Annotated in this window: 17 protein-coding genes, 1 pseudogene and 2 other annotated features; of the genes and pseudogenes, 2 read left to right on the top strand and 16 right to left on the bottom strand. The window is 39.4% G+C overall.

Annotated features, from left to right (window positions below; genetic code table 11):
* The first annotated feature begins 34 nt into the window (after positions 1-34).
* Positions 35-1,108, top strand: coding sequence for a hypothetical protein (locus LI954_RS08070; RefSeq protein ID WP_229444136.1), 1,074 nt, complete (start codon positions 35-37; stop codon positions 1,106-1,108).
* 31 nt (positions 1,109-1,139) lie between these two features.
* On the opposite strand, the gene LI954_RS08065 is transcribed toward LI954_RS08070, so the two are convergent.
* The 15 genes and pseudogenes from LI954_RS08065 to LI954_RS08000 form a co-directional block, all read right to left on the bottom strand.
* Positions 1,140-3,587, bottom strand: coding sequence for a hypothetical protein (locus LI954_RS08065; RefSeq protein ID WP_229444135.1), 2,448 nt, complete (start codon positions 3,585-3,587; stop codon positions 1,140-1,142).
* Between the two features lie 283 nt (positions 3,588-3,870).
* Positions 3,871-3,999, bottom strand: a complete 129-nt coding sequence (locus LI954_RS16065) for a hypothetical protein (RefSeq protein WP_267491453.1) — start codon at positions 3,997-3,999, stop codon at positions 3,871-3,873.
* Positions 4,000-4,567: 568 nt separating this feature from the next.
* Positions 4,568-5,335, bottom strand: a complete 768-nt coding sequence (trpA, locus tag LI954_RS08060; RefSeq protein WP_229444134.1) for a tryptophan synthase subunit alpha — start codon at positions 5,333-5,335, stop codon at positions 4,568-4,570.
* Entirely contained in the window at positions 5,332-6,525 is a 1,194-nt protein-coding gene (gene trpB, locus LI954_RS08055; RefSeq protein ID WP_229444133.1) for a tryptophan synthase subunit beta, read from the bottom strand. The genes trpA and trpB overlap by 4 nt, the downstream gene beginning before the upstream one ends.
* Positions 6,507-7,127 (bottom strand): phosphoribosylanthranilate isomerase, encoded by a 621-nt coding sequence (locus LI954_RS08050; protein ID WP_229441294.1) that lies wholly within the window; start codon positions 7,125-7,127, stop codon positions 6,507-6,509. The genes trpB and LI954_RS08050 overlap by 19 nt, the downstream gene beginning before the upstream one ends.
* Entirely contained in the window at positions 7,124-7,888 is a 765-nt protein-coding gene (gene trpC / locus LI954_RS08045) for an indole-3-glycerol phosphate synthase TrpC (protein WP_229441403.1), read from the bottom strand. Before trpC ends, LI954_RS08050 begins: the two co-directional genes overlap by 4 nt.
* Positions 7,885-8,898 (bottom strand): anthranilate phosphoribosyltransferase, encoded by a 1,014-nt coding sequence (gene trpD / locus LI954_RS08040; protein ID WP_229441295.1) that lies wholly within the window; start codon positions 8,896-8,898, stop codon positions 7,885-7,887. Before trpD ends, trpC begins: the two co-directional genes overlap by 4 nt.
* Positions 8,882-9,472, bottom strand: a complete 591-nt coding sequence (locus tag LI954_RS08035) for an anthranilate synthase component II (RefSeq protein WP_229441296.1) — start codon at positions 9,470-9,472, stop codon at positions 8,882-8,884. The genes trpD and LI954_RS08035 overlap by 17 nt, the downstream gene beginning before the upstream one ends.
* On the bottom strand, positions 9,469-10,836 hold the full coding sequence (gene trpE, locus LI954_RS08030) for an anthranilate synthase component I (RefSeq protein ID WP_229444132.1): 1,368 nt from the start codon (positions 10,834-10,836) through the stop codon (positions 9,469-9,471). Before trpE ends, LI954_RS08035 begins: the two co-directional genes overlap by 4 nt.
* A gap of 248 nt (positions 10,837-11,084) precedes the next feature.
* Positions 11,085-11,315, bottom strand: a binding site (T-box leader).
* Positions 11,316-11,421: 106 nt separating this feature from the next.
* Positions 11,422-12,660, bottom strand: a complete 1,239-nt coding sequence (gene pepT / locus LI954_RS08025; protein ID WP_229441298.1) for a peptidase T — start codon at positions 12,658-12,660, stop codon at positions 11,422-11,424.
* Positions 12,661-12,736: 76 nt separating this feature from the next.
* Positions 12,737-14,376: pseudogene (locus LI954_RS08020) on the bottom strand (peptide ABC transporter substrate-binding protein).
* Positions 14,377-14,488: 112 nt separating this feature from the next.
* Positions 14,489-14,718, bottom strand: a binding site (T-box leader).
* A gap of 89 nt (positions 14,719-14,807) precedes the next feature.
* Positions 14,808-15,770 (bottom strand): siderophore ABC transporter substrate-binding protein, encoded by a 963-nt coding sequence (locus tag LI954_RS08015; protein ID WP_229444131.1) that lies wholly within the window; start codon positions 15,768-15,770, stop codon positions 14,808-14,810.
* Positions 15,771-16,053: 283 nt separating this feature from the next.
* On the bottom strand, positions 16,054-16,812 hold the full coding sequence (locus tag LI954_RS08010; RefSeq protein WP_202065314.1) for an ABC transporter ATP-binding protein: 759 nt from the start codon (positions 16,810-16,812) through the stop codon (positions 16,054-16,056).
* A gap of 2 nt (positions 16,813-16,814) precedes the next feature.
* A complete protein-coding gene (locus tag LI954_RS08005) occupies positions 16,815-17,777 on the bottom strand; it encodes an iron chelate uptake ABC transporter family permease subunit (protein ID WP_229444130.1) in 963 nt (320 codons plus the stop codon).
* Positions 17,774-18,721 (bottom strand): ABC transporter permease, encoded by a 948-nt coding sequence (locus LI954_RS08000; RefSeq protein ID WP_229444129.1) that lies wholly within the window; start codon positions 18,719-18,721, stop codon positions 17,774-17,776. Before LI954_RS08000 ends, LI954_RS08005 begins: the two co-directional genes overlap by 4 nt.
* A gap of 349 nt (positions 18,722-19,070) precedes the next feature.
* Here LI954_RS08000 and LI954_RS07995 point away from each other — a divergent pair, with 349 nt between their 5' ends.
* Positions 19,071-19,520, top strand: a complete 450-nt coding sequence (locus tag LI954_RS07995) for a YueI family protein (protein ID WP_202065337.1) — start codon at positions 19,071-19,073, stop codon at positions 19,518-19,520.
* A gap of 377 nt (positions 19,521-19,897) precedes the next feature.
* On the opposite strand, the gene LI954_RS07990 is transcribed toward LI954_RS07995, so the two are convergent.
* A complete protein-coding gene (locus tag LI954_RS07990) occupies positions 19,898-20,590 on the bottom strand; it encodes a glucosamine-6-phosphate deaminase (protein ID WP_229444128.1) in 693 nt (230 codons plus the stop codon).
* Between the last annotated feature and the right edge of the window lie 32 nt (positions 20,591-20,622).

Here is a 20,622-nt window from a genome sequence, read left to right as displayed (position 1 = left end):
CAAATAACTATAAATTATTTGGAGGTTTTTTAGTATGATTAAAAATGTTATAGATAATTACGTAGAAACAACACAAAATAACTTAGACAAGTATTTAATTATCATGGTTTCAAATGTGAAAGGTTTAACGACAAGTTTTAAAGATTATTCTGAGACCTCTGTCATGTCAGAGTATTATTCTTTACTTCAATACGAACAAATATCAACCACTATCAAATCAATAGGCTTTGAACTAAAATGCTATTTCGACGAAAATGATTTTATTCATGATTTTGAAAATGGCATTTTAAGAGATAATTATCCTAAAAAAATAATCGTATTAAACTCCGCACAAAAGGGAACTACTCCTGGAAGAAAATCACTTGTACCCGCATTTTGTGCTCTAAATAACATCCTTTTTAGTAATAGTAATGCTTACGTAACAAGTTTTGTTAGGAATAAATTTCATTGGAATAGTTTTCTATCTCAAGGAGAATATACACTATGTAAAAACTGGTTGTATGATTACCGATATGGATGGATATTTAATAAAAAGCCTGAAAGTAATGAAAAAGTAATTTGTAAACTGAACTCTGAATCTTCTAGTATAGGACTTGGACAAAAAAATATTTTCCACTTCTCAGAAGATAAAGAAAATTTTATTGATAAATTAAGTAGACAATTTAATCAAAAAGTAATTGTGCAGCAATTTATTTCAGGAAAAGAGGTAGAAGTACCTGTTCTTTCTACTCCTGAGCAAACTGTGTCCTTTAATCCTGTTGGAATTTCTGTTAATAATAAGGAAAGTCTAGATAATACTATTTTAGATTATAATATTCGTGGAAATAATAAATTCAATTTCTATAATTTTGACAACAAAAATCCAATTTTATCAAAAAAAATAAAAACAACTACAGAACTTGTAGCACAAGATTTAGAAATATTCGGTTATGGTAGAATAGATTATAGAATAGATGATAATAATAATTTTTATATAACAGATATAGCAACAAACCCTCATATTACCAAAAGTATGTCCTATTATTATGCATTTAAAGAACTAGGGTACTCTTATGAAGAGGTTTTAAAATCATTGTTCGGTCTTATTATTACGCACCAGCAAAGATAAAACTAATATTATTCATTATACAACTGGGTCATTACATATCCCAGTTGTATAATGTTGTAAACGTATACCCTAAATAAAAATAATCTGTCGTTGTAAAATTTGCATCATAGTGCTCCTTTAGAACATGTAACCATTCTATTCCAGAATAATTCTTATTAGGTACTTTCATTTTTTCAATAAGTAGTGATTGTTTCTTTAACATTTCATCACTCTGTGTAGGGCTATCACTTTTTTTTAAAGAGCTTAGTTGCTGAATTCCCTTTTCTCTGTTTCCTGACAAAAACTCATAGATTGCGGTATTAAAAATAACTCTATAGTCATATATACCTTCTTCATCTCTTTTCATCTTTTGTTTTTCAGCTTCCTCTAATAAAAGTTCTTTTGCTTTTTTATATTCATTTTTTAAAGCATAAAATATTGATAAATTAGATGCAATCAATAAGCGATCTGCAATAATCGGTAATCCATTTAATACATCAATAAAAAACTCAACACACTCCTCAATAGAAAATTTATGATTGAAGTATCCAGAAAGTATCAGGTTATTTGCTAACAGGTATAATCTTGGAAATGGAAAAATGTCATATTCCTCTTGGATTTCAGTAGCTGTTACAGCTGTTTCGAAGGCTTCCCTAAACTCACCACAGATAATTTGAATGCCTGAATAATTACATAAAGCTTTATAATAATCTGCTAGAGAGGACGGAATGTCCCCCTCAACTGAGGGTTGATAAAATTCAACTGATCCAAGCATCATATGGCTAGCTGCTTCAGGTTCGTGAATGGAATTAGAAATTCTGTTTAAATTGTTTATTGTATATCTTGCTTGTTCATCTATACTCGCTCTTCCTGCAAGTGATTTTTTAAGTATTCCTTCAATTCTTAAAGCCATATCATTTTCATTTATATGTACATAGCTAATCAATAAGCGTTGTAAAACTCTTTCATATACATCTTTTTCTTCAGCTAATGTAGACAAATCACTATAGGGTAATAAGCATTCAACTGATTTTTTTCTCTTTTGGGGATCTAACGTTTTACAATAACACTGGGATAGAAGTATTTGTATTTCGGCCTTCAATATTTCAGATGCTATTGTAGTTATTTTTTCTAGAATTGCAATTGCTTCATCATATTTTTCTTCATGAAATGCATTATAAGCTCTTTCCATATTGATAATATATACTTGTTGATCTCTAGATGTAAATAATTCAATTTCTCCTCTGCTATCTGAATCTATTGAACGATACTCTCTTAATTGTTTAAGAAAAGCTAAAACAAATAAGTCACTTGCTTGCATTGCATCTATTTTTTTTAAGTATCTTGCTCTTCTCAAATATTGGGATGGTCGAATTTCTTTTAGAATAGTTTCTAAATCCGTATAATACTTATATTTCTTGTTTTCTGCTTGAGAGTCAAATATTTTTTTTATGACTTCTAAGCCAAAGCTATAATAATCTTCATCTTTTTCTGATATCAAAGATAGCTCATTTGCCTGAGTAATAATTTTAATAAAATCATCTTTGTGTATTTTGGTTACCTTCTCTAACTCTACTGTTGAAAAATAATAGCCGATAACAGATGCGTACTCCAAAACTTCATTGATTTGATTTCTAGAAGCTCCAAACCCTCTAAATTTTTCTTCTAATACTCTTTTTAGTTTTGAAAATGAAAATTTATCTTTAATAAAATTATTTGATAATTCTGAAAAAATTTCTTTTATATAAGGGATATTTTCATTCGCCAGTTTACTAACTACAGCTATTGTTTGCTCTTCCAAAGCCAAATTATAAAAAAAATTTTCAGCTAAAATCTTGTAATCATTTGATTTAAACTTACTCATAGTGTGTTCTTTATCACAACAATTCTTTATTTTCTCAATAAAAGGATTGCATTCTTGATCTAGCGTTAAAGAATTTACAATAATAAATTTACTCTTATCCAGAAAATCAAAGCGTTGGCTGCTACCCTCTAACAATTTAAAGAGAAGATGCAACGATTTATTATCCCAGAATTGAAGATTAGAACAAATGATAATGACCTTTTTTCTTTTTTTCAAGCCAGTCTCTAACTTTGATAAGATTTCCAATTCTTTTTCATTAAAAATTCCTTCTAACCTCAATTTTTTTCTATCTGAATTGCGAAGGAAGTTACTTATCAAAGCACTGATAAGTTTTCGATTTCCTTCTTTACTATCTGAATAAGTATCTAATGTACTTATGAGATACTTATTCTTATCTATAAAATCTTTGTTTTCTAATCCATGAGAGAATGGATAATAATCTATATCTTTTAAGTCTACTTGTGATGCAACGTTTAATATATCAGATTCATCACTAATTAAATCATTCATGAATCCATGAACTGCATAACTTTTCCCACATTCTGCTTCTCCTTCTATAAATAGTGAGCGAACATCATTATTTACCAAGAGAGCTATCTTTTCTTTTAATTCCACTTGAGAGGATAAATATTTCATGCTTGCAACCTCCAAATAATTTATAGTTATTTGTATATTATTATACCTGAGAATCGGCAGTTTAAAAACAGTAATTTTTAACATATAATAAGAAAATAATCTCCTTTTAAAAATTCATATCTACAACAAAAACAAATGCTCTTTCTTTTAGAATAAATTTTCGATAAAAACAGCTGGTTATTCTGTAGTAACCCCTAGCCAAAAAGTTAGATTTTCGCTTTAACTTGGGATGGATGCTTTATTCACTTTATCCCCTCCTAACTCCCAGGATTACTTCGCTTTCTCACTCATTCTCCCTCTGTGTCATATCATTCTCATCTGTTGCTTTCGTTGCCTTATCAGTTATTCCTGAATACCCTGTTAAAAATAAAGCTGCTGCTGCCATCCTTATAAAATATTTTTTCAATTTCATTTTTTTCCCCTCTTCAACTGTGGTAGTTCAAAAGTTACTAACTAAAATGAACCCACTCCCTGATGTTACTGGGGTTTTCGGCACTTTTTGTCTCTCTCCCCTGTTATCTTAGTGGGTGAAGCGAACACTTTATAATGAGCATCATTGAGCTAAAGCTGCTGTTCTGATACGCTTTCTTCCTGCACTTTTTAACGTCAGAACGCTCAATGATGGAGGTTCGTTATCAAGTGCACCAGTTCTTTAGCTGGTTCTTTTCATAGATTCTTTTGAACTACCTCAACTGTTTTGTCAACAACCGGCAATGAAGTAGGCCTATGTCTTCCTTCAAAAAAATAAAAACCTAATTGCACTGATTTCAGAAAAATCAGCGTAATTAGGTTAGGTTTAGCTTGTCTCAAACGATCACTATCCTGTTGTTTAACTAAATGTATTATAATGCTTAGATTTCGGAGTGGAAAACCTTTCCCTGTAATTAAAATAATATTTAGTCTTTCATTAAAATCAAAATAGTTTCATTTCTATACAAAAGAACCGACTAATATTTCTGCCTTACTTATTCGGAGTAAGCCTAAACTGTCGAAAGCTCTTCAACAAAGGCAGAGACTTCTGCCTGTTTTCCTTCCTGCAGCAGCTTAACAATTTTACTGCCGACAATCACGCCCGCACAGCTTTTTCTAAAGCGTTGGACATGTTCTGCAGAAGAGACACCAAAACCCGCCAGAACCGGCTTATCGCTGACACTTTGAATATAGGCCAAATGCTCATCCAGCTCTTCCTGATAATTCCGGCCGACTCCGGTCACACCATTTACTGCCACAGCATAGATAAATCCTTCTCCTTCATCGGTCAGCAACTTAATGCGGTCCCTCGGCGTTGTCAAGGCTACCAGAGGAATCAGCGAAATGTCAGTGTCTGTCAGTAAAGGCATCAGATAATCGCTATGTTCAAATGGCAGATCAGGAATAATCAGTCCTTTGACAGGCGTTTCCTTTAGCTCTTCAACAAATTGTTCCAATCCTAATGAATACAATGGATTAAAATAACTCATAATGACTAAAGGAATCTCTGTTTCAACCATTTTAAGCAGCTGCAAAATGTCCCGCAGCGTTACTTGCCGCCTCAACGCTTCCAGTCCTGCCTCCTGGATTACCGGACCATCTGCGACCGGATCAGAAAATGGGATACCCAACTCAATTGCACTGGCTCCTGCTTTCTCCAGCATTTTGATTTCCCCAGCCAGGTTTTCCAGTCCCTGTGCGCCTGCCATTATATAGGGAACGACAATCATCTGATTGTTCTCCTGCTTTTCTTTCAATACTTTAGTCAACGTTTTCATTGTTCCGCCCCTTTCTCCATCAGTTCCTTGATCTGCTGAACATCCTTATCACCCCGTCCAGACAGACAGACGATAATTTGCTTATCCGGTCCAAGTTCTTTCGCAACCTTTACCGCATGGCTGATTGCATGAGAGCTTTCCAGTGCTGGAATAATTCCTTCGGTACGACAAAGCAAATGGAAAGCCTCCAACGCTTCTTCATCAGTTGCAAAAGCATATTCTGCCCGACCAGATTCATCAAGATAACAATGCTCCGGTCCCAGACCCGGATAATCAAGTCCAGCTGAAATTGAAAAAGCCTCTTGAACCTGCCCAGCTTCATCCTGCAAAAGCTTCATCATCGCACCATGAAGAATACCTGTCCGTCCCCTTGTAATCGTCGCTGCATGTGCGCCGGTTTCCAGCCCCAGACCAGCTGCTTCAACACCGATCAGCCGAACCTCATCATTGATAAACGGATAGAAAATCCCCATTGCATTACTTCCGCCCCCGACACAAGCAACCACTGCATCCGGCAATTTTCCTTCCGCATCTAGAATCTGGCGTCGGGCCTCCTGACCAATCACGCTTTGATAATCTCGGACAATCTCCGGAAACGGATGCGGTCCCAGAACCGAGCCCATCACATAATGCGTATCCTCCACATTTGCCACCCAGTAGCGAAGCGCTTCATTCACCGCATCCTTCAGCGTCTTACTTCCAGAGGTTACACTCTCCACTTTAGTTCCCAGAAGCTCCATCCTAAACACATTTAATGACTGACGAGCTGCATCCACTGCCCCCATAAACACCGTACACTCCATACCGAACAATGCCGCAACCGTTGCAGTCGCCACCCCATGCTGTCCGGCACCGGTCTCTGCCACAATCCTATTTTTCCCCATCTTTTTCGCCAGCAAAATCTGCCCGATCGTATTATTAATTTTATGCGCTCCCGTATGATTTAGATCCTCACGCTTTAAATAGATTTTGGCTCCCCCAACATGCTCCGTCAGCCGCTGTGCATAATAGAGCGGATTCTCTCTGCCCACATACTGCTTTAAGTAATAGTCCAGCTCCTTCTGAAACGCCTCATCTTTCTTTGAAGCTTCGTAAACTTCCTCCAGCTCATTCATTGCATACATTAACGTTTCCGGCACAAACTGGCCGCCGTAATTTCCATAAAATCCTTTTACCGGTTGTTGATACATAGTGCATCCTCCTTCGCTTTTTTCAAAAATTCTCTAATTTTTGCTATATCCTTTTTCCCGTCCGTCTCCACACCGCTGGAAACATCGACCGCGTAAGGACTAAAATAGGCTTTTGCCTGCTGAACATTCTCACTTGTCAGACCGCCGGCAATAAAAACCTTCTTATCTGAAAATAATGCAAGGTCCAATTCTTCCCAGTTAAAAGTTTCACCGTTGCCCCCCGCATATTGTTTTGTCGGTGCATCAAACAGCAGGTAATCGCCACGACACATTTGCTCGAAGACTTGCGGCTCTGTTTCTCTGCCGACAGAGCCCGCCAAAATACAGGGAACAGAAAACGTTCCTTCTGGATACTCTCCATGAATTTGCATTATATCCAATCCGGCAGTTTTAATTGTTTCCTCTACCTCTTCTATTTTCGGAGAAACAAAAACGCCGACTTTTCGAACCCTGTGCGGCACACCCATTGTTATCTGCCGCACCTGTTCAGCCGAGACCCGTCGCTTACTTTCAGCAAATACAAATCCGATATAATCTGCTCCTCCATCTACTGCTGCCATCACTGCTTCCTTTGTTTTCAATCCGCAGATTTTTACTTTCATCTTATCACCTGCAGTTCTCTGACCTTCTCCTGAGAGTCAGCTGCCTTCATTAATGTTTCTCCAACTAAAATCCCTTGATAATGCTGAGCGATTTTTTCTACTTGTTCACCTGTTTCAAAACCGGATTCACTGATATAAACTGCTTTTGTTGTCTGCTTTTTTCCAAGCTCAATACTGGTCCCAACAGACACCTCAAAGGTTTTTAAATTCCGATTATTCACACCGATCAATGGTACCCCAAGTTTTTCAGCAATCGCCAGCTCCTCCAAATTATGTACTTCCACCAGCACTTCCAGACCCAACTTCTGTGCCTTTTCAAGTAATTGCTTCAGATGCTCTTCCGTTAAAGCTGCCACAATCAACAGCACCATCGTCGCTCCGGCATTTCTCGCTCGAATCAGCTGCTTTTCATCAATAATAAAATCCTTGCAGAGAACAGGAACGCTCACTGCCTCGGCAACTTCCCTCAATATATCAATTGAGCCCTTAAAAAATACCTCATCCGTCAGAACAGAAATCGCTGAAACTCCTGCTTTTTCATAGTCTTTTGCCTGCTTCACACTATCTACATTCAGATTGATTGTACCTTTAGATGGAGATGCCCGTTTGATTTCGCCAATCACATGTATATGCTCCGGGTGGTTTTTGACTCGTGCACCAAACGACTCTGTCACTCTAAGAGGCTGCAAATTTTCCAGCTCCATCCCGGAAACTTCTTTCTCTTTTTCCAGCAAAATCTTTTCCAAAAAATCCATATTTATGCGACCTCCTTCTGTACACGAATAAATTCCTGCAGCTTGTCCATTGCCGCACCAGACTGAATGCATTGTTTTGCCAATTCGATTCCTTTTTCAATTGTTCCTGTTTTCCCATTGCTGAAAAAGCCCAGTCCAGCATTTAGAATCACTGTATCCAGATAGGCACTGGACTGATTTTTCAAGACCCTATATAGAATTTCTGTATTTTTCTGAGCATCCCCGCCTTGTATTCCTTCAAGTGGAACACGCTTGAACCCCAGTTCCTCCGGTTCAATTCTCCGAAGCTGAATCTGACCATTTTCCAGCAGCGCATAATGAGTGGTCCCAGCCAATGAGGCTTCATCCAGCCGCCCGCCGCCATTCACTACCACTGCCCGCTTTCTTCCCAGAGAACCCAATGTTTTTGCTGTTTCTTCGAGCAGGTCCAGTCGATACGTTCCCATCAGCTGTGTCTCAAGTGCCACTGGATTTGTTAATGGACCGATTAAATTCAAAATAGTTGGTGTTCCAAGCTCTTTACGAACCTTCATCACATAGCGCATATTCGGATGCATATTCGGTGCAAATAAGAAAGCCAGTCCCACTTCATCCAATAAAAAACTAATTTTCTCCGACGAAAGAGCAATATCCACACCCAGACATTCAAAAATATCTGCACTGCCCGAACAACTGGAAATACTTCGATTGCCGTGCTTCGCCACGGTTACTCCTCCGGCAGCCAGTACGAAAGCAGCTGTCGTGCTGATATTAAAACTCCCTGACTGATCACCGCCAGTTCCGCAGTTATCCATCACATTTTCTTTCTGACTTTGAATTTTACGTGCTTTGCTTTGAATTGTTTCAGCGATCCCAGCCATTTCTTCTGCTGTTTCACCTTTACACTTCAAGGCAGTTAAAAATGCCGCCAGTTGGCTGTCTGTCAATCGTCCTTCAAAAATTTCCTCTGCAACAGTTTTCATCTCACTCTTTGTTAAATGCTGTTTCTGATATATTTTTTCAAATAATTCGTTCATTTTCGTTTCCTCCACATAATTGAATAAATTTTTGTACCATGAGACTGCCTTCTTTTGTTCCTATCGACTCCGGATGAAATTGAAGTCCGAACACCGGATATTTTCTATGCTCAATGCCCATAATTTCTCCATCTTCCTCTGAATAAGCAGTGATTTCAAACGCTTCTGAAACCATTTGCTGCTTGATAACCAGCGAATGGTAGCGAATCACTTCAAACGAGTCGGATAATCCACGAAACAGCTGCCCGCCCTCTTGATTTACTATAGAAGCTTTTCCATGATAGATTTCCTGAGCCTGCTGGATGGTTTCACCAAAAGCAAAGCCAATCGCCTGATGCCCCAAACAAATACCCAAGATCGGTTTTTCTTTATAAAAACGCTGAATTACAGCGACACTTTCGCCAGCCTCCTCCGGTGTTCCCGGCCCCGGGGAAATAATAATACCGTCAGCAAGAGCTGCCTCTTCCATCAAGGTTGGATGATCATTCCTGAGAATTTTTATCTCAGCCGACTGCCCTGCCAACTGAACGAGGTTGTATGTAAATGAGTCATAGTTGTCAATCAGTAAAATCACTTGCCCACCTCCAATAATGCTTTAGCTTTTTGCAGTGTTTCTTCATATTCTTTTTCCGGCTCCGAATCATACACAATTCCGGCTCCTGCTTGTACATAGGCCTTTCTCTTATGGATCACCATAGTTCGAATCGCTATGGCAAAATCAGCCTGATCATTTTTAGATAGATAACCGACTGCCCCGGCATAGATTCCTCTTTTGACAGGCTCTAATTCATAAATCCTTTTCATAGCCCGGATCTTCGGTGCCCCGCTGACTGTTCCAGCCGGCAGTGTCGCTTTCAAAGCATCCATCGCTGTCACACCCTGCTTCATTTTTCCAGTGACTACGGATACGATATGCATCACAAACCGGTATTTTTCAACCGTCATATAAAGAGGGACTTCCACCGTTCCCTGTTCGCTGATCTTGCCGATATCATTTCTGCCCAGATCAATCAGCATTAAATGCTCTGCCCGCTCCTTCTCATCTTGAAGAAGCTCCATTTCCAATCGTTTGTCTTCTTCGACGGTGTCGCCTCTTTTGCGTGTTCCGGCAATCGGATTCGTTGTAGCTGTACCATTCCTGGCGCTGACCAGCCGTTCCGGTGAAGAGCCGATAATAAAGGTTTCCCCAAAATCAATAAAGTAAAGATACGAGGAGGGGTTTTCAACTCGCAGCCGCCGATAATAATCAAAGGGTTCATTGTGACACATTGCTGTCAGCCGCTGAGAAGGAACCATCTGAAACATATCTCCTTTTGTAATGTATCCTTTGACTTTTTTGACCGTCTCTTGAAAGGCCTCTTTTGTAAAATTACTAGTATAGCTCATCTTCTGTAATTGAACTTCTTTCGTTTCTGCCTCACTCGGAAGTTGCAGGTCTTTCACTATTTGTTCAAGTGCCGCCTCCAGTTGCTCAGGTGTTCTTTGAGAGTAACTATCTGACTCAACTAGACACAGACACTCATTCAAATGATCAAAGATCAGAAAAGAATCAAACAGATAAAAATGAACATCTGGAAATCCTAGTTCATCCGTGGGAATTCGCCCCAACTCCTCATAATTGGTAACGACATCGTAGCCGACATAGCCCAAGCCACCGCCGTGGAACGGAAGCTTTTCATCTTCATCCTCTGATATCAGAATGTACTTCTCTAATTCTTTCAGCGGGTCCGTCACCTGATATGGAGAACTACCAGTAATGGAAAATTGCTGACCGCTGACCGTCATTTCTTTAACCGGATTCCACGCAATAATCGTGTGCCGCCCCTGCTCTTTATCTCTGGGAATACTTTCCAGCATACACTTATTCTTTCCCTGAATTCGTAGAAACGCTGAAACAGCTGTTAAATGATCCGCCTGTAATTTTTTAGTTTTCTGCATCTTCTTTTTCCTCCTTCTTTCCGTTCATCTATTCGATCCAAACTGAATGCTTCCTGGGATATTCAATCGCTTCAAAGGTTTCACAGTATCTGTACCGAACAATGCAAAAAGCCCTCAGAAAACAAACCTGCTGTTTTCTGAGGGCGAATAATATTCATCCACGGTACCACCTCACTGAAAAGAATTTTATCAATCCTGTGAACGACCCGAAAAAAACAAAAAACCCCCAAACCATAAAAAAGCTATGGTTTGAGGGTGAAAAGTCACGGTGCCACCTCAATATTGAAAGAATCATTCTTTCCTCTCTATCAGTCGTCTATCAACGACCTTTCTCTGTAACGGGAGTCCCCGGAAATGCCTACTCTGGTTCAACATTTCGCTCGAAAGTCCATTCACAATTCCTTCCCTGCTGATTTTCACCACCATCAGCTCGCTGTAAAGTACCGGATATTGCTACTCCTCTTTCTCAAAGCTTCACTATTGTTCCTCATTATATTCTCATTTATCTGCTGTGTCAACATTTTTCCATTAAACAGATGAATCAGGAAAAACCTCAGATACAACAGGTTTTAGAAAGACCACAGATTAACTGTGTACCCCACCTGCTGCATTCTCTTTGATGATTTCCACAATTGTTTTCACAGCAGCCTCCATCGCCTCCGCTGTGATAAACTCATACTGTCCATGAAAATTTTCTCCTCCGGCAAATAAATTAGGCGTAGGCAAGCCCAAATAAGAGATTTTCGAGCCGTCCGTTCCACCGCGAAATGGAGCAATCAGCGGTTTGATCCCCAGATTATTCATTGCTTTCACAGCCAGCTCGACAGGCCGCATGTCCTTTTCAATAATCTCCTTCATGTTGTAGTACTGATCGACAAACGTAATAGTACATCTTGGACGATCCAGCTGCCCATTCACTTCTTCGACTCTTTCCTGAAGAAATTGTTTCCGTGCAGCAAATTTCTCCTTGTCATGATCACGAATAATATAGGTCAGCTCTGCATGATCCAAGGTTCCTGAGAAGCGATTCAACAGGTAAAATCCTTCATAACCCCTTGTTTTTTCAGGTACTTCATCAGCCGGCAGCAATGCATCGATCTGTTCTCCAACTTTAATTGCGTTAACCATAAGACCGTATGCTGTTCCCGGATGCACACTGGTTCCTTCAATTTCAATCACAGCTTGAGCGGCATTAAATGTTTCATACTCAAAGCTGCCGACTCTCCCGCTGTCCACCGTATAAGCAAACGTTGCCGGGAAAGCAGCCACCTCGAAGCGGTCAGCCCCTCTGCCGATTTCTTCGTCCGGACCAAATGCAATCCAGACATCTCCACGACTGATCTCAGGATGCTCAAGCAGATAGATCACAGCTTCTATGATTTCCGCAACTCCTGCCTTGTCATCAGCACCCAGCAGTGTTGTACCATCGGTCGTAATCAATGTCTGTCCCTTGTAGTCTTTTAAATTGGGGAATTCTTCCACCTTCATTGTAAGACCCAATTCTCTGTTCAACAACACATCCTGACCATCATACTCAGGAAAAATCTGAGGTGTAATCCCCTCTGCTTCAAAATCTGCCGTATCCAAATGCGCAATAAACCCAATTGCCGGAATATCTGTCGTTGTATTTTTAGGCAGTCGTGCAGTCAAGAAACCATTCTTCTCATTATAATGGATATCTGATAAGCCCAGCTCTGACAGTTCCTTTTCAATCACCCTTGCCAGCTCGATCTGACCCGGTGTTGTCGGAATCGTCTGACTGGCTGCATCGGAACGTGTATTTACTTTTACATATCTGATAAAACGATCCACTAATTGACTCACTGTTTTCCTCCGTTCATCAGAACATGTCTGAAAACTCCAAAAACGAAATTTCCAGACATGCTCTGCTTATTATTTTCTATTCTTCAATGTAGGCTGTACGCAGATTAAAATAATCTCCATATAAATGATAACTGATCCCCTTCACTGTTGGATTGATCAGATAGTTGGAGGCGCTTTGGTAAATAGGAACCTGCGCTGCATCTTCATCCAGTAAAATATCTTCTGCTTTTTTATAATCCTCAAATTGTACATTTGGAGAATTAGCATCTGTCGTTTTCGCCTGATTCACCAGTTTGTCATACTCAGCATCTTTATATCCTCCGTAATTGTATGCAGAGCTGCCTTCATACAAGTTGAAATACGAATCCAGATCACTGCTGCCGGCAATCCAGCCTGATAGAGACAATTCGTACTCTTTGTCTTTACGGGATTGAGTAACATTATTTTTGGGCTGTGCAGAAATCGTAACTTCCAAGCCCTCAAGATTTTCCTGCAGCTGACTTTGAACATATTCAGAAATTTTCTTACCCTGTTCATCATCGGATGCTAGTAATGTTAATTTCACTGTTTTACCAAGATCAGACTGAGCCTTTTTCCATTCTTCTCTTGCTTTCTCTACATCATAAACCAGATGATCACCGCTGTAAGCTCTGAAATCTTCTGAAGTATCCGGATTTGTGTAAAGGTTCGCCGGGATTAACCCATTTAACGGTTTTGAACCGTCATTTAACACATTGGTTGTCAGTGCTTCTTTATCAATCGCCTGTGCAATTGCTTTTCTCAAGTGCAGATTCGCTAAAGGCGTACCTTCTTTTTTGTTAAAATCAAGAAAATAATTGGCCACATCTGAATAGCTGATATAGCCCGGATCATCGCTGTACTGTGCAACATACTGTCCACTGATTCTGGTTAGATCCAGCTCACCGGTCTGATACAGATTAATCCCTGTATTTTCTTCCTTAACGGTTGTAACATCTACTTCTTCCAGCCTCACTTCGTCAGCTGCATAATACTCAGGATTCTTTTTCAGTGTCCAGGTATCAGAAGAAATTGTCCAGTCGGCAATTGTAAACGGTCCGCTGTAAATCAGATGCTCACTGTCAATCCCATAATCTTCGCCCTGTTCTGTAACGTATGCTTCATTTTGAGGTGCCAGCCAATGGAGACCACTGAAAGGAATGACGGCTGTGCCTGATCCAAGGTCACAATAAATTGATTGTCCTTCGCTTCAATACCCATTTCATCAACCGATTTTTCACCTGTACGAATCGCTTTGCTGTTCTTCACGTTATCCAGCAAATACGCATTAGGTCCGATTGTTTCAGGAGTGACCAGACGTTTCCAGGAGTACTCAAAATCTTCAGCAGTAATTGGTTCCCCGTTGCTCCACTTAATATCGTCTCTCAGTGTAAATGTATAAATCAGACCATCCTCACTAATATCTAGTTTTTCCGCCAATCCTGGAATTGGTGTGCTGTCATCATCAAAACGATAAAGTCCTTCAAACAGATGCTGAATCATTGTAAATGTATTTTTGTCCATTGCCTGCGTTGTATCCAGTGTTGAAATCGGAGCAGGAGAACTGATTTTAATTTTCTGTTCCACACTGCTTGCTTCCTTATCTGTCGCTTTTGTTGATTCTGATGCTGTTCCGCCGCACGCACTCAATAGTAGTGCTAAAGCAGCCAACCCTGTTGCAATCACTCGTTTTTTCATACTTATTTCCTCCTTCATTAACTATGCTACCCATACTTAAAATTCTGTTCCCTGCTGCGATGCGAATCGTATTTTCATCCAAAAATGTAACAAAAAAAGCCCTCATCCTTGTAAAAAGGACGAGAGCTTAAGCTATCGCGGTACCACCTTCATTGACTGTAAAAAAGTCCACTCTATCAGTACAAACATACTGAGGTGCTGTAACAGGCACTCCTGTATTGGCTTAAATATTCAACCAATCTGTTCAAAGGCCATTTTCTTCCTCAGCATCACTATCTCTTTCCACCAGTCGAGACTCTCTTTAAGCTGTCTGAAAAATACTTTCCTTCTCATCACATTTCTATAGATAACATGTTACTGAGAATATTAACAGATAATTTTTTAACAGTCAATTCATTTTAAACCATTATTTCATTAAAAATTTTAATGGATTAGTCAAATGCTTTCGTGACATCTTCGATCATTAAATGCGTAGACTCAAGTCCGCCGCCGCTTAGATACCAGACATCCGGCTGCAATGTGATTACTTTTCCGTTTTTACCTGCATTTGTTTGCTTGATGAGTTCATTTTCAGTAATATTATTGTTTGTTTCATCTCCGCCAATCGCCTGTGTCCGATCCACAACAAACAGAATATCAGGATTTTTTTCCAGTACATATTCATAAGAAACGCTTTGACCATGAGTAGAAGCTTCGATCGCATCATCTGCCTGGGCAAAACCAAATGTATCATGAACAATACCAAAACGAGATCCTTCACCATATGCAGACAACTGACCTTCATTCAACAGAACAACCAGTGCTTTCTCACCGGATGCTTCCGCTTTTTCTTTCAACTCTGCACTCTCAGTTTCCAATGAGCTGATTTCTTTTTCAGCTTCATCCTGTTTATCAAAAATCTCTGCAAGTGTTTTGATATTTTGTTTTGTTGAATTCCATGTATCAGACGCATCTACTGAAAGATAGACCGTTGGCGCAATTTTGCTCAGGTCCTCTTTGAAATCACTTTGGCGACCGGAAATAATAATCAGCTCCGGCTGTAGTTCATTGATTTTTTCCAAATCAGGTTCTTTGATGCCGCCTGCAGATTCTACATCTGCATATTTATCAAGATATTTGGGAAGACTTGAAGTTGGTGCACCAATAACCGTATCACCGACACCCAGCGCATCCAATGTATCCAGTGAACCATTATCAAATACAACGACTTTTGTTGGATTTTTCGGTACTTCAACAGTGCCGTCCGAATCTTTCACAGTAAGGGTTGTTGCTTTTTCACTGCTCACAGCTGTTGAAGAATCTGTCGAGCCTGATTCCTGGCCATTTCCGCATGCTCCTAATATCAATACTGCAGCAACTGAAAATACTGCAAATGCTAAAATTCTCTTCTTCATTTCGTTTCCTCCAACTTTGTATTTTCTTTTATTACGGTCTCTTAAAACCTGATACACAGTGTTTCAAAAGCAGCTTCTTTGATAATAAGCCGAAATTATTGAGAATTACTATTTTATATAAAATAGATGTTTCCTCATGAGACACTCGTCACAGTTTAGGTCATATAAGTGATGATCAATACCTGCCTAGTGCTTACTTCTGGAACACCGTTTATTCAGTCTTAGGGGACTCAAACAGACTTTTGTCACAGACCCTCTATCAAACAGTGTTATTAATCGTTGCTTAGCTAAAATACATACAGAATCGTTTTCCCTCTATTTCACAGATACGAATAGTCATATCATATAACTGATTGAGCGTTTCCGATTGAATCATTTCCTCCGTCGTACCGTGAGCGAATAACTTTCCGTCTTTCATTGCGACAATTTCATCTGCATAGCTGGCCGCAAAATTGATATCGTGAAGTACGATGATAACTGTTTTCCCAAACTCATCAACCAGCCGCCGCAAAATCTGCATCATCTGCACCGCATAATTCATATCCAAATTATTTAACGGCTCATCCAGCAAAATATAGTTGGTATCCTGAGCAATCACCATAGCAATGTATGCTCGCTGCAGCTGACCGCCGGATAATGTATCAATCATCGTATCCGCCAGATCAGTCAGACCGAGATGCGCCATTGCTTCATCCACTTTTAGATGGTCTTCTTTGTTCAGCCGTCCTTTTGAATAAGGAAAACGCCCGAAACTGACCAGCTCTCTGACTGAAAGCTTTAAATTGATACTATTTGCCTGTTTCAGGATCGACAGTTTTCGAGACAGTTCATTCTGTTTCCATGTCTTTACTTCATTATGATCCAGGTAAATTTCTCCTGTATCTTTCGGAATCAATCGGCTCATCATGGAAAGCAATGTACTTTTGCCCGCTCCATTTGGTCCAATAAAAGCCGTCAGTTTTTGCTCCTCAACAGGCAATTTAATTTCTGAAACAACGAACGTATCGCCATACTTCTTTGAAACATTTTTTATTTCAATCATTTCTACTGCTTCCTTTCATGAATTATTTTCCCGATAAAGTAAACACCGCCGCCAAATTCAATGACAATACTCAGTGTTGTATTTAATGCAAAAACCTGTTCAACCAAAAACTGACCGGATACCAGCAGGAAGATCGACAGCAGGCTGCCGCAGATAAACAGCTCTCTGTGACGATATGTGCCCATCAGCTGATAGCTCATATTCGCAACAATAAATCCTAAAAAAGTCACCGGTCCAACTAAAGCAGTCGAAAGACCCACAATCCCGCTGACTGCAATCAAAATCAGCAATTGAAACCTTGAAATATCAATTCCCAGATTTGTTGCCTGATCATTTCCCAGATGAAGAACATCCAGTGAATGACTTTGACTCCACAAAAATCCCGCAAAAATGACCATTAAACCAACTGCAATCAGCAGATAATGACTATTTACATTGCCGAAGCTGGCAAAAAGTTTCCCCTGCAGCAAATCATATTCATTCGGGTCCATCACTACTTGAAGAAAGGTACTGATACTGCTGAAAAACGTTCCGGCAATCATCCCAATCATCAGCAACAGAAAAAGATCATTTTTCCCTCTGCCAAGCAGAAATTTTGAAAGCAGTACGCTGATACTCATCATCAACAGAATATTTCCCAAAAATTGAGGCAATGATTCTTTCCCTAATATTGCCTGCCCTCCTAAAAAGAAAAACAGTGTGGTTTGAATGAAGACATACAACGAATCCAGACCTAAAATATTCGGAGTCAGAAAATGATTCTGTGTCATTGTCTGAAAGCTGATGGTTCCAAACGCTGAGCCGATACCCACCAAAGCAAATGCCGCTAGTTTTTTCCCTCGTAAGGCAAGCGCAAACGACCAGTTCCCATAGGTTTTATAGGTTAAATAAAAGAAACAGATAAGAACGACTCCGATTCCCAATAATACGAATGTCGTAATGGGAGACTTCACTATTTTTTTCAAGCTGTCCTCCTCCTTAATAAAAGGAAGATAAAGATCAGACTGCCAATAACACCAACAACGACACTAACTGGGATTTCATAAGGCGCAATAACAATACGTGCTGCTACGTCACAAATCAGCAGAAAAATACTGCCGCCAACTGCCGTAATCCACAAAGTATTCTTCATATGATCTCCATAACGCATCGATACCAGATTCGGAATAATAACACCCAGAAAAGGAATGCTTCCCACCATAATCAGAACAACTGCACTTGACAATGCCACAATACTCAAACCTAGAAGCTGTGTCTGCCGATAATTCAAACCAACACTATGTGACATGTCTTCCCCCATACCAGCAATCGTAAAGCGATAGGCAAAAAAATATACGATGACTAACAACGGAAGGGTTAGATAAATCAGCTCATAGCTGCCCTTCATAACTGTGGAAAAATTTCCCTGCAGCCAGGAAGACATATTTTGAACCAATTGAAACTGATAGGCAAAAAAAGTCGCAATCGAACCGACGATATTTCCGAACATCACACCAATCAACGGAATCATCACCTGATTCTTCGATGGTAAGAACCGTGTCAGCGAAAGAAAAATCAATGTACCGCCAAAAGCAAACAAAAAAGCGATTAATGAACGAAACAGCAGCGGTGCCGTGGGGAAGAAAATCATGACAACCAGTATCCCGAGTCGTGCACTATCCATTGTTCCCGCTGTACTTGGCGAAACAAATTTGTTCTGCGTTAAATGCTGCATAATCAATCCAGAAATACTAATCGTACTTCCTGCAATCATTAAACTGACTGTTCTGGGAATCCGAGTGGTCAGCAACACCAGCTTCTGTTCAGAATCCCATTGGAAAAGCTGGGTAAAAGAAATATCCTTCACACCAACAAAAATCGATAGCAATGCTAAAAGGAGTATAAACAGAAATAGACCTACTTTTTTCATGCATGAGCTCCTTTTTCTAATTGAGAATGATTTTCATTCTTAACAACTAGTTTATGTGATATTTTTCGGAAAAGCAACTATTTTTCGGTATATTCTTATTTTTAGTAATCAATTGACCTACTTCGGATAGTAGTACATAAATCCCAATATATAAACTTTTTATGCTATACTTCAAGAGAATGATTCTATGTTTGAGTAGATTTTACATAAGTATTTTCATCATTTTACTATTTGTATAACCATGACAAAAGGACTGAAAGAAACCGAAAAAGAAAAGCTTATTGAGGACTTGTGTACTCTGCTTCCATAATAGAGTCCAATACGGGTAACAAACGAAAGGAGCTTTTTTATGACAGATGAACTGCAAAAACACCTGGACAGTTCCCTTTACGGCACACCCAGGATCAAGCCAGATGAACAAAAAAAATACATGGGAACTTTTAAAGAACGCTGCTATGTCACGATGACTATCGCTCAAATGAAAAATCAAACCGATAGAAAAAACTTTCTGACAGAGCTGAAAAAGTATTCTGACGGTACTGTCCTGTTGAACGGAAAAATGGACATCTCCCTACAAACTACCTATATAAAACTAATTAAAGCACAGGGAAATCGCTTTACAATTGTGAGTGAAGCAGAAAACAGCGGAAATCAGTCATTAGGTCTGATTATTGCCGCCTCAGAAGCAGTAGATGAAGAAGAAATCGATATTGAAAAGAAATATCCGCAGTCTGACGACAAACAGGATACAAAAGAAGCCGAACAGAAAAAAAGCTTTTGGAAGAATTTGTTTAAATAGGCTGCAGCAGTCAGGAAAGATTTCCGGCAAAAGCTCTATTCTTCCCAAAAAAAGAATAGAGCTTAGCAACATATACATAAATAACGGGACTGTGACATAAGTATGTCTGAGATCTCTAAAACCGAATAAACGGTGTTCCAAAGCCCCTCCATGCTTCGAGGATCGGAACGAAGTGAGAACCGTAGACGCAGAAAAACGGATACAGCGTAATGTTTTGTCTCGAGAATCGTTAGACTCGTAGAGACAGCAGTTCTGGAAATAAGTCGAACTATACTGAAAATATGAGTAGCTATTTTCGTATAGTCCGACTTATTTCTTGAGACAGAACACTTCTGTCACAACCTCGTTATTTATGTAATAGATTCTTTTATTAACACTTACAATGCTCCTGCTGCCTCCTTATCCAGAATAACAGTTAAATTAGGATGCAGCTGCAAAATAGAAGCTGGTCGATCTTCTCCTATCGGGCCTGTTAGTACTTGGCTAACCATCTCAGCTTTCTCTGCACCATTAACAATCAATACAAGATGCTTCACTCGCATGACACTGACTGGTCCCATCGTTACAAATTCCAAGCCTTTTTCCATCATCTCCGGAACAAACCAAGACTCTTCTCCTGTAACAGTTACTTTGTGTGTAAGAGTGTTAAAGGTGGTTGTTCCCGGCATATTGCCGCAGAAATGTCCATCTTTACCCAAACCAATCAGCATTGCGTCCAATCCGCCAGCTTCTTCTATTGAGCGGTCCTGTGTTTCGTAATTTTCAAGTGTCAAAGGATGGATGTTTTTTTCATCAATTCCTGCAGGTGTTAAGTACAGCCTTCTTAAATCACTCATAGTTACTCCTTCTTTTTGACCCTCTACAGGAATCTCATCAAAATTATAGTAGTGAACATTATCATAATTGGAACTTCCCTTGACCACCTTAACCATTTTTTTATAGACCTTCACTGGTGTATTTCCTCCAGTAATAGACAGATTCACTCGCCCGGCTTTTGCCATATGACCCAATAAAATATTTTTTGCTGTTTCACTCATCGAATTGAAATCGCTTTCAACGATAATCTTCATGTAAACACTCCATTTCTGTCTTTTATAAGATA

The organism is Enterococcus sp. CWB-B31, from assembly GCF_020567645.1.
Taxonomy (GTDB): domain Bacteria; phylum Bacillota; class Bacilli; order Lactobacillales; family Enterococcaceae; genus Enterococcus_L.
This window is presented reverse-complemented; position numbering and strand designations above follow the sequence as displayed.

Bases quoted from the DNA above. Each gene is read 5' to 3' on its own strand.
- LI954_RS07995 (WP_202065337.1), top strand. From the start codon at position 19,071: ATGACAGATGAACTGCAAAAACACCTGGACAGTTCCCTTTACGGCACA.
- LI954_RS08000 (WP_229444129.1), bottom strand. From the start codon at position 18,721: ATGAAAAAAGTAGGTCTATTTCTGTTTATACTCCTTTTAGCATTGCTA.
- LI954_RS07990 (WP_229444128.1), bottom strand. From the start codon at position 20,590: ATGAAGATTATCGTTGAAAGCGATTTCAATTCGATGAGTGAAACAGCA.
- trpA (WP_229444134.1), bottom strand. From the start codon at position 5,335: ATGAAAACGTTGACTAAAGTATTGAAAGAAAAGCAGGAGAACAATCAG.
- LI954_RS08050 (WP_229441294.1), bottom strand. From the start codon at position 7,127: ATGAAAGTAAAAATCTGCGGATTGAAAACAAAGGAAGCAGTGATGGCA.
- trpD (WP_229441295.1), bottom strand. From the start codon at position 8,898: ATGAACGAATTATTTGAAAAAATATATCAGAAACAGCATTTAACAAAG.
- LI954_RS08015 (WP_229444131.1), bottom strand. From the start codon at position 15,770: ATGAAGAAGAGAATTTTAGCATTTGCAGTATTTTCAGTTGCTGCAGTA.
- trpB (WP_229444133.1), bottom strand. From the start codon at position 6,525: ATGTATCAACAACCGGTAAAAGGATTTTATGGAAATTACGGCGGCCAG.
- LI954_RS08065 (WP_229444135.1), bottom strand. From the start codon at position 3,587: ATGAAATATTTATCCTCTCAAGTGGAATTAAAAGAAAAGATAGCTCTC.
- LI954_RS08070 (WP_229444136.1), top strand. From the start codon at position 35: ATGATTAAAAATGTTATAGATAATTACGTAGAAACAACACAAAATAAC.
- LI954_RS08010 (WP_202065314.1), bottom strand. From the start codon at position 16,812: ATGATTGAAATAAAAAATGTTTCAAAGAAGTATGGCGATACGTTCGTT.
- LI954_RS16065 (WP_267491453.1), bottom strand. From the start codon at position 3,999: ATGAAATTGAAAAAATATTTTATAAGGATGGCAGCAGCAGCTTTATTT.
- trpE (WP_229444132.1), bottom strand. From the start codon at position 10,836: ATGCAGAAAACTAAAAAATTACAGGCGGATCATTTAACAGCTGTTTCA.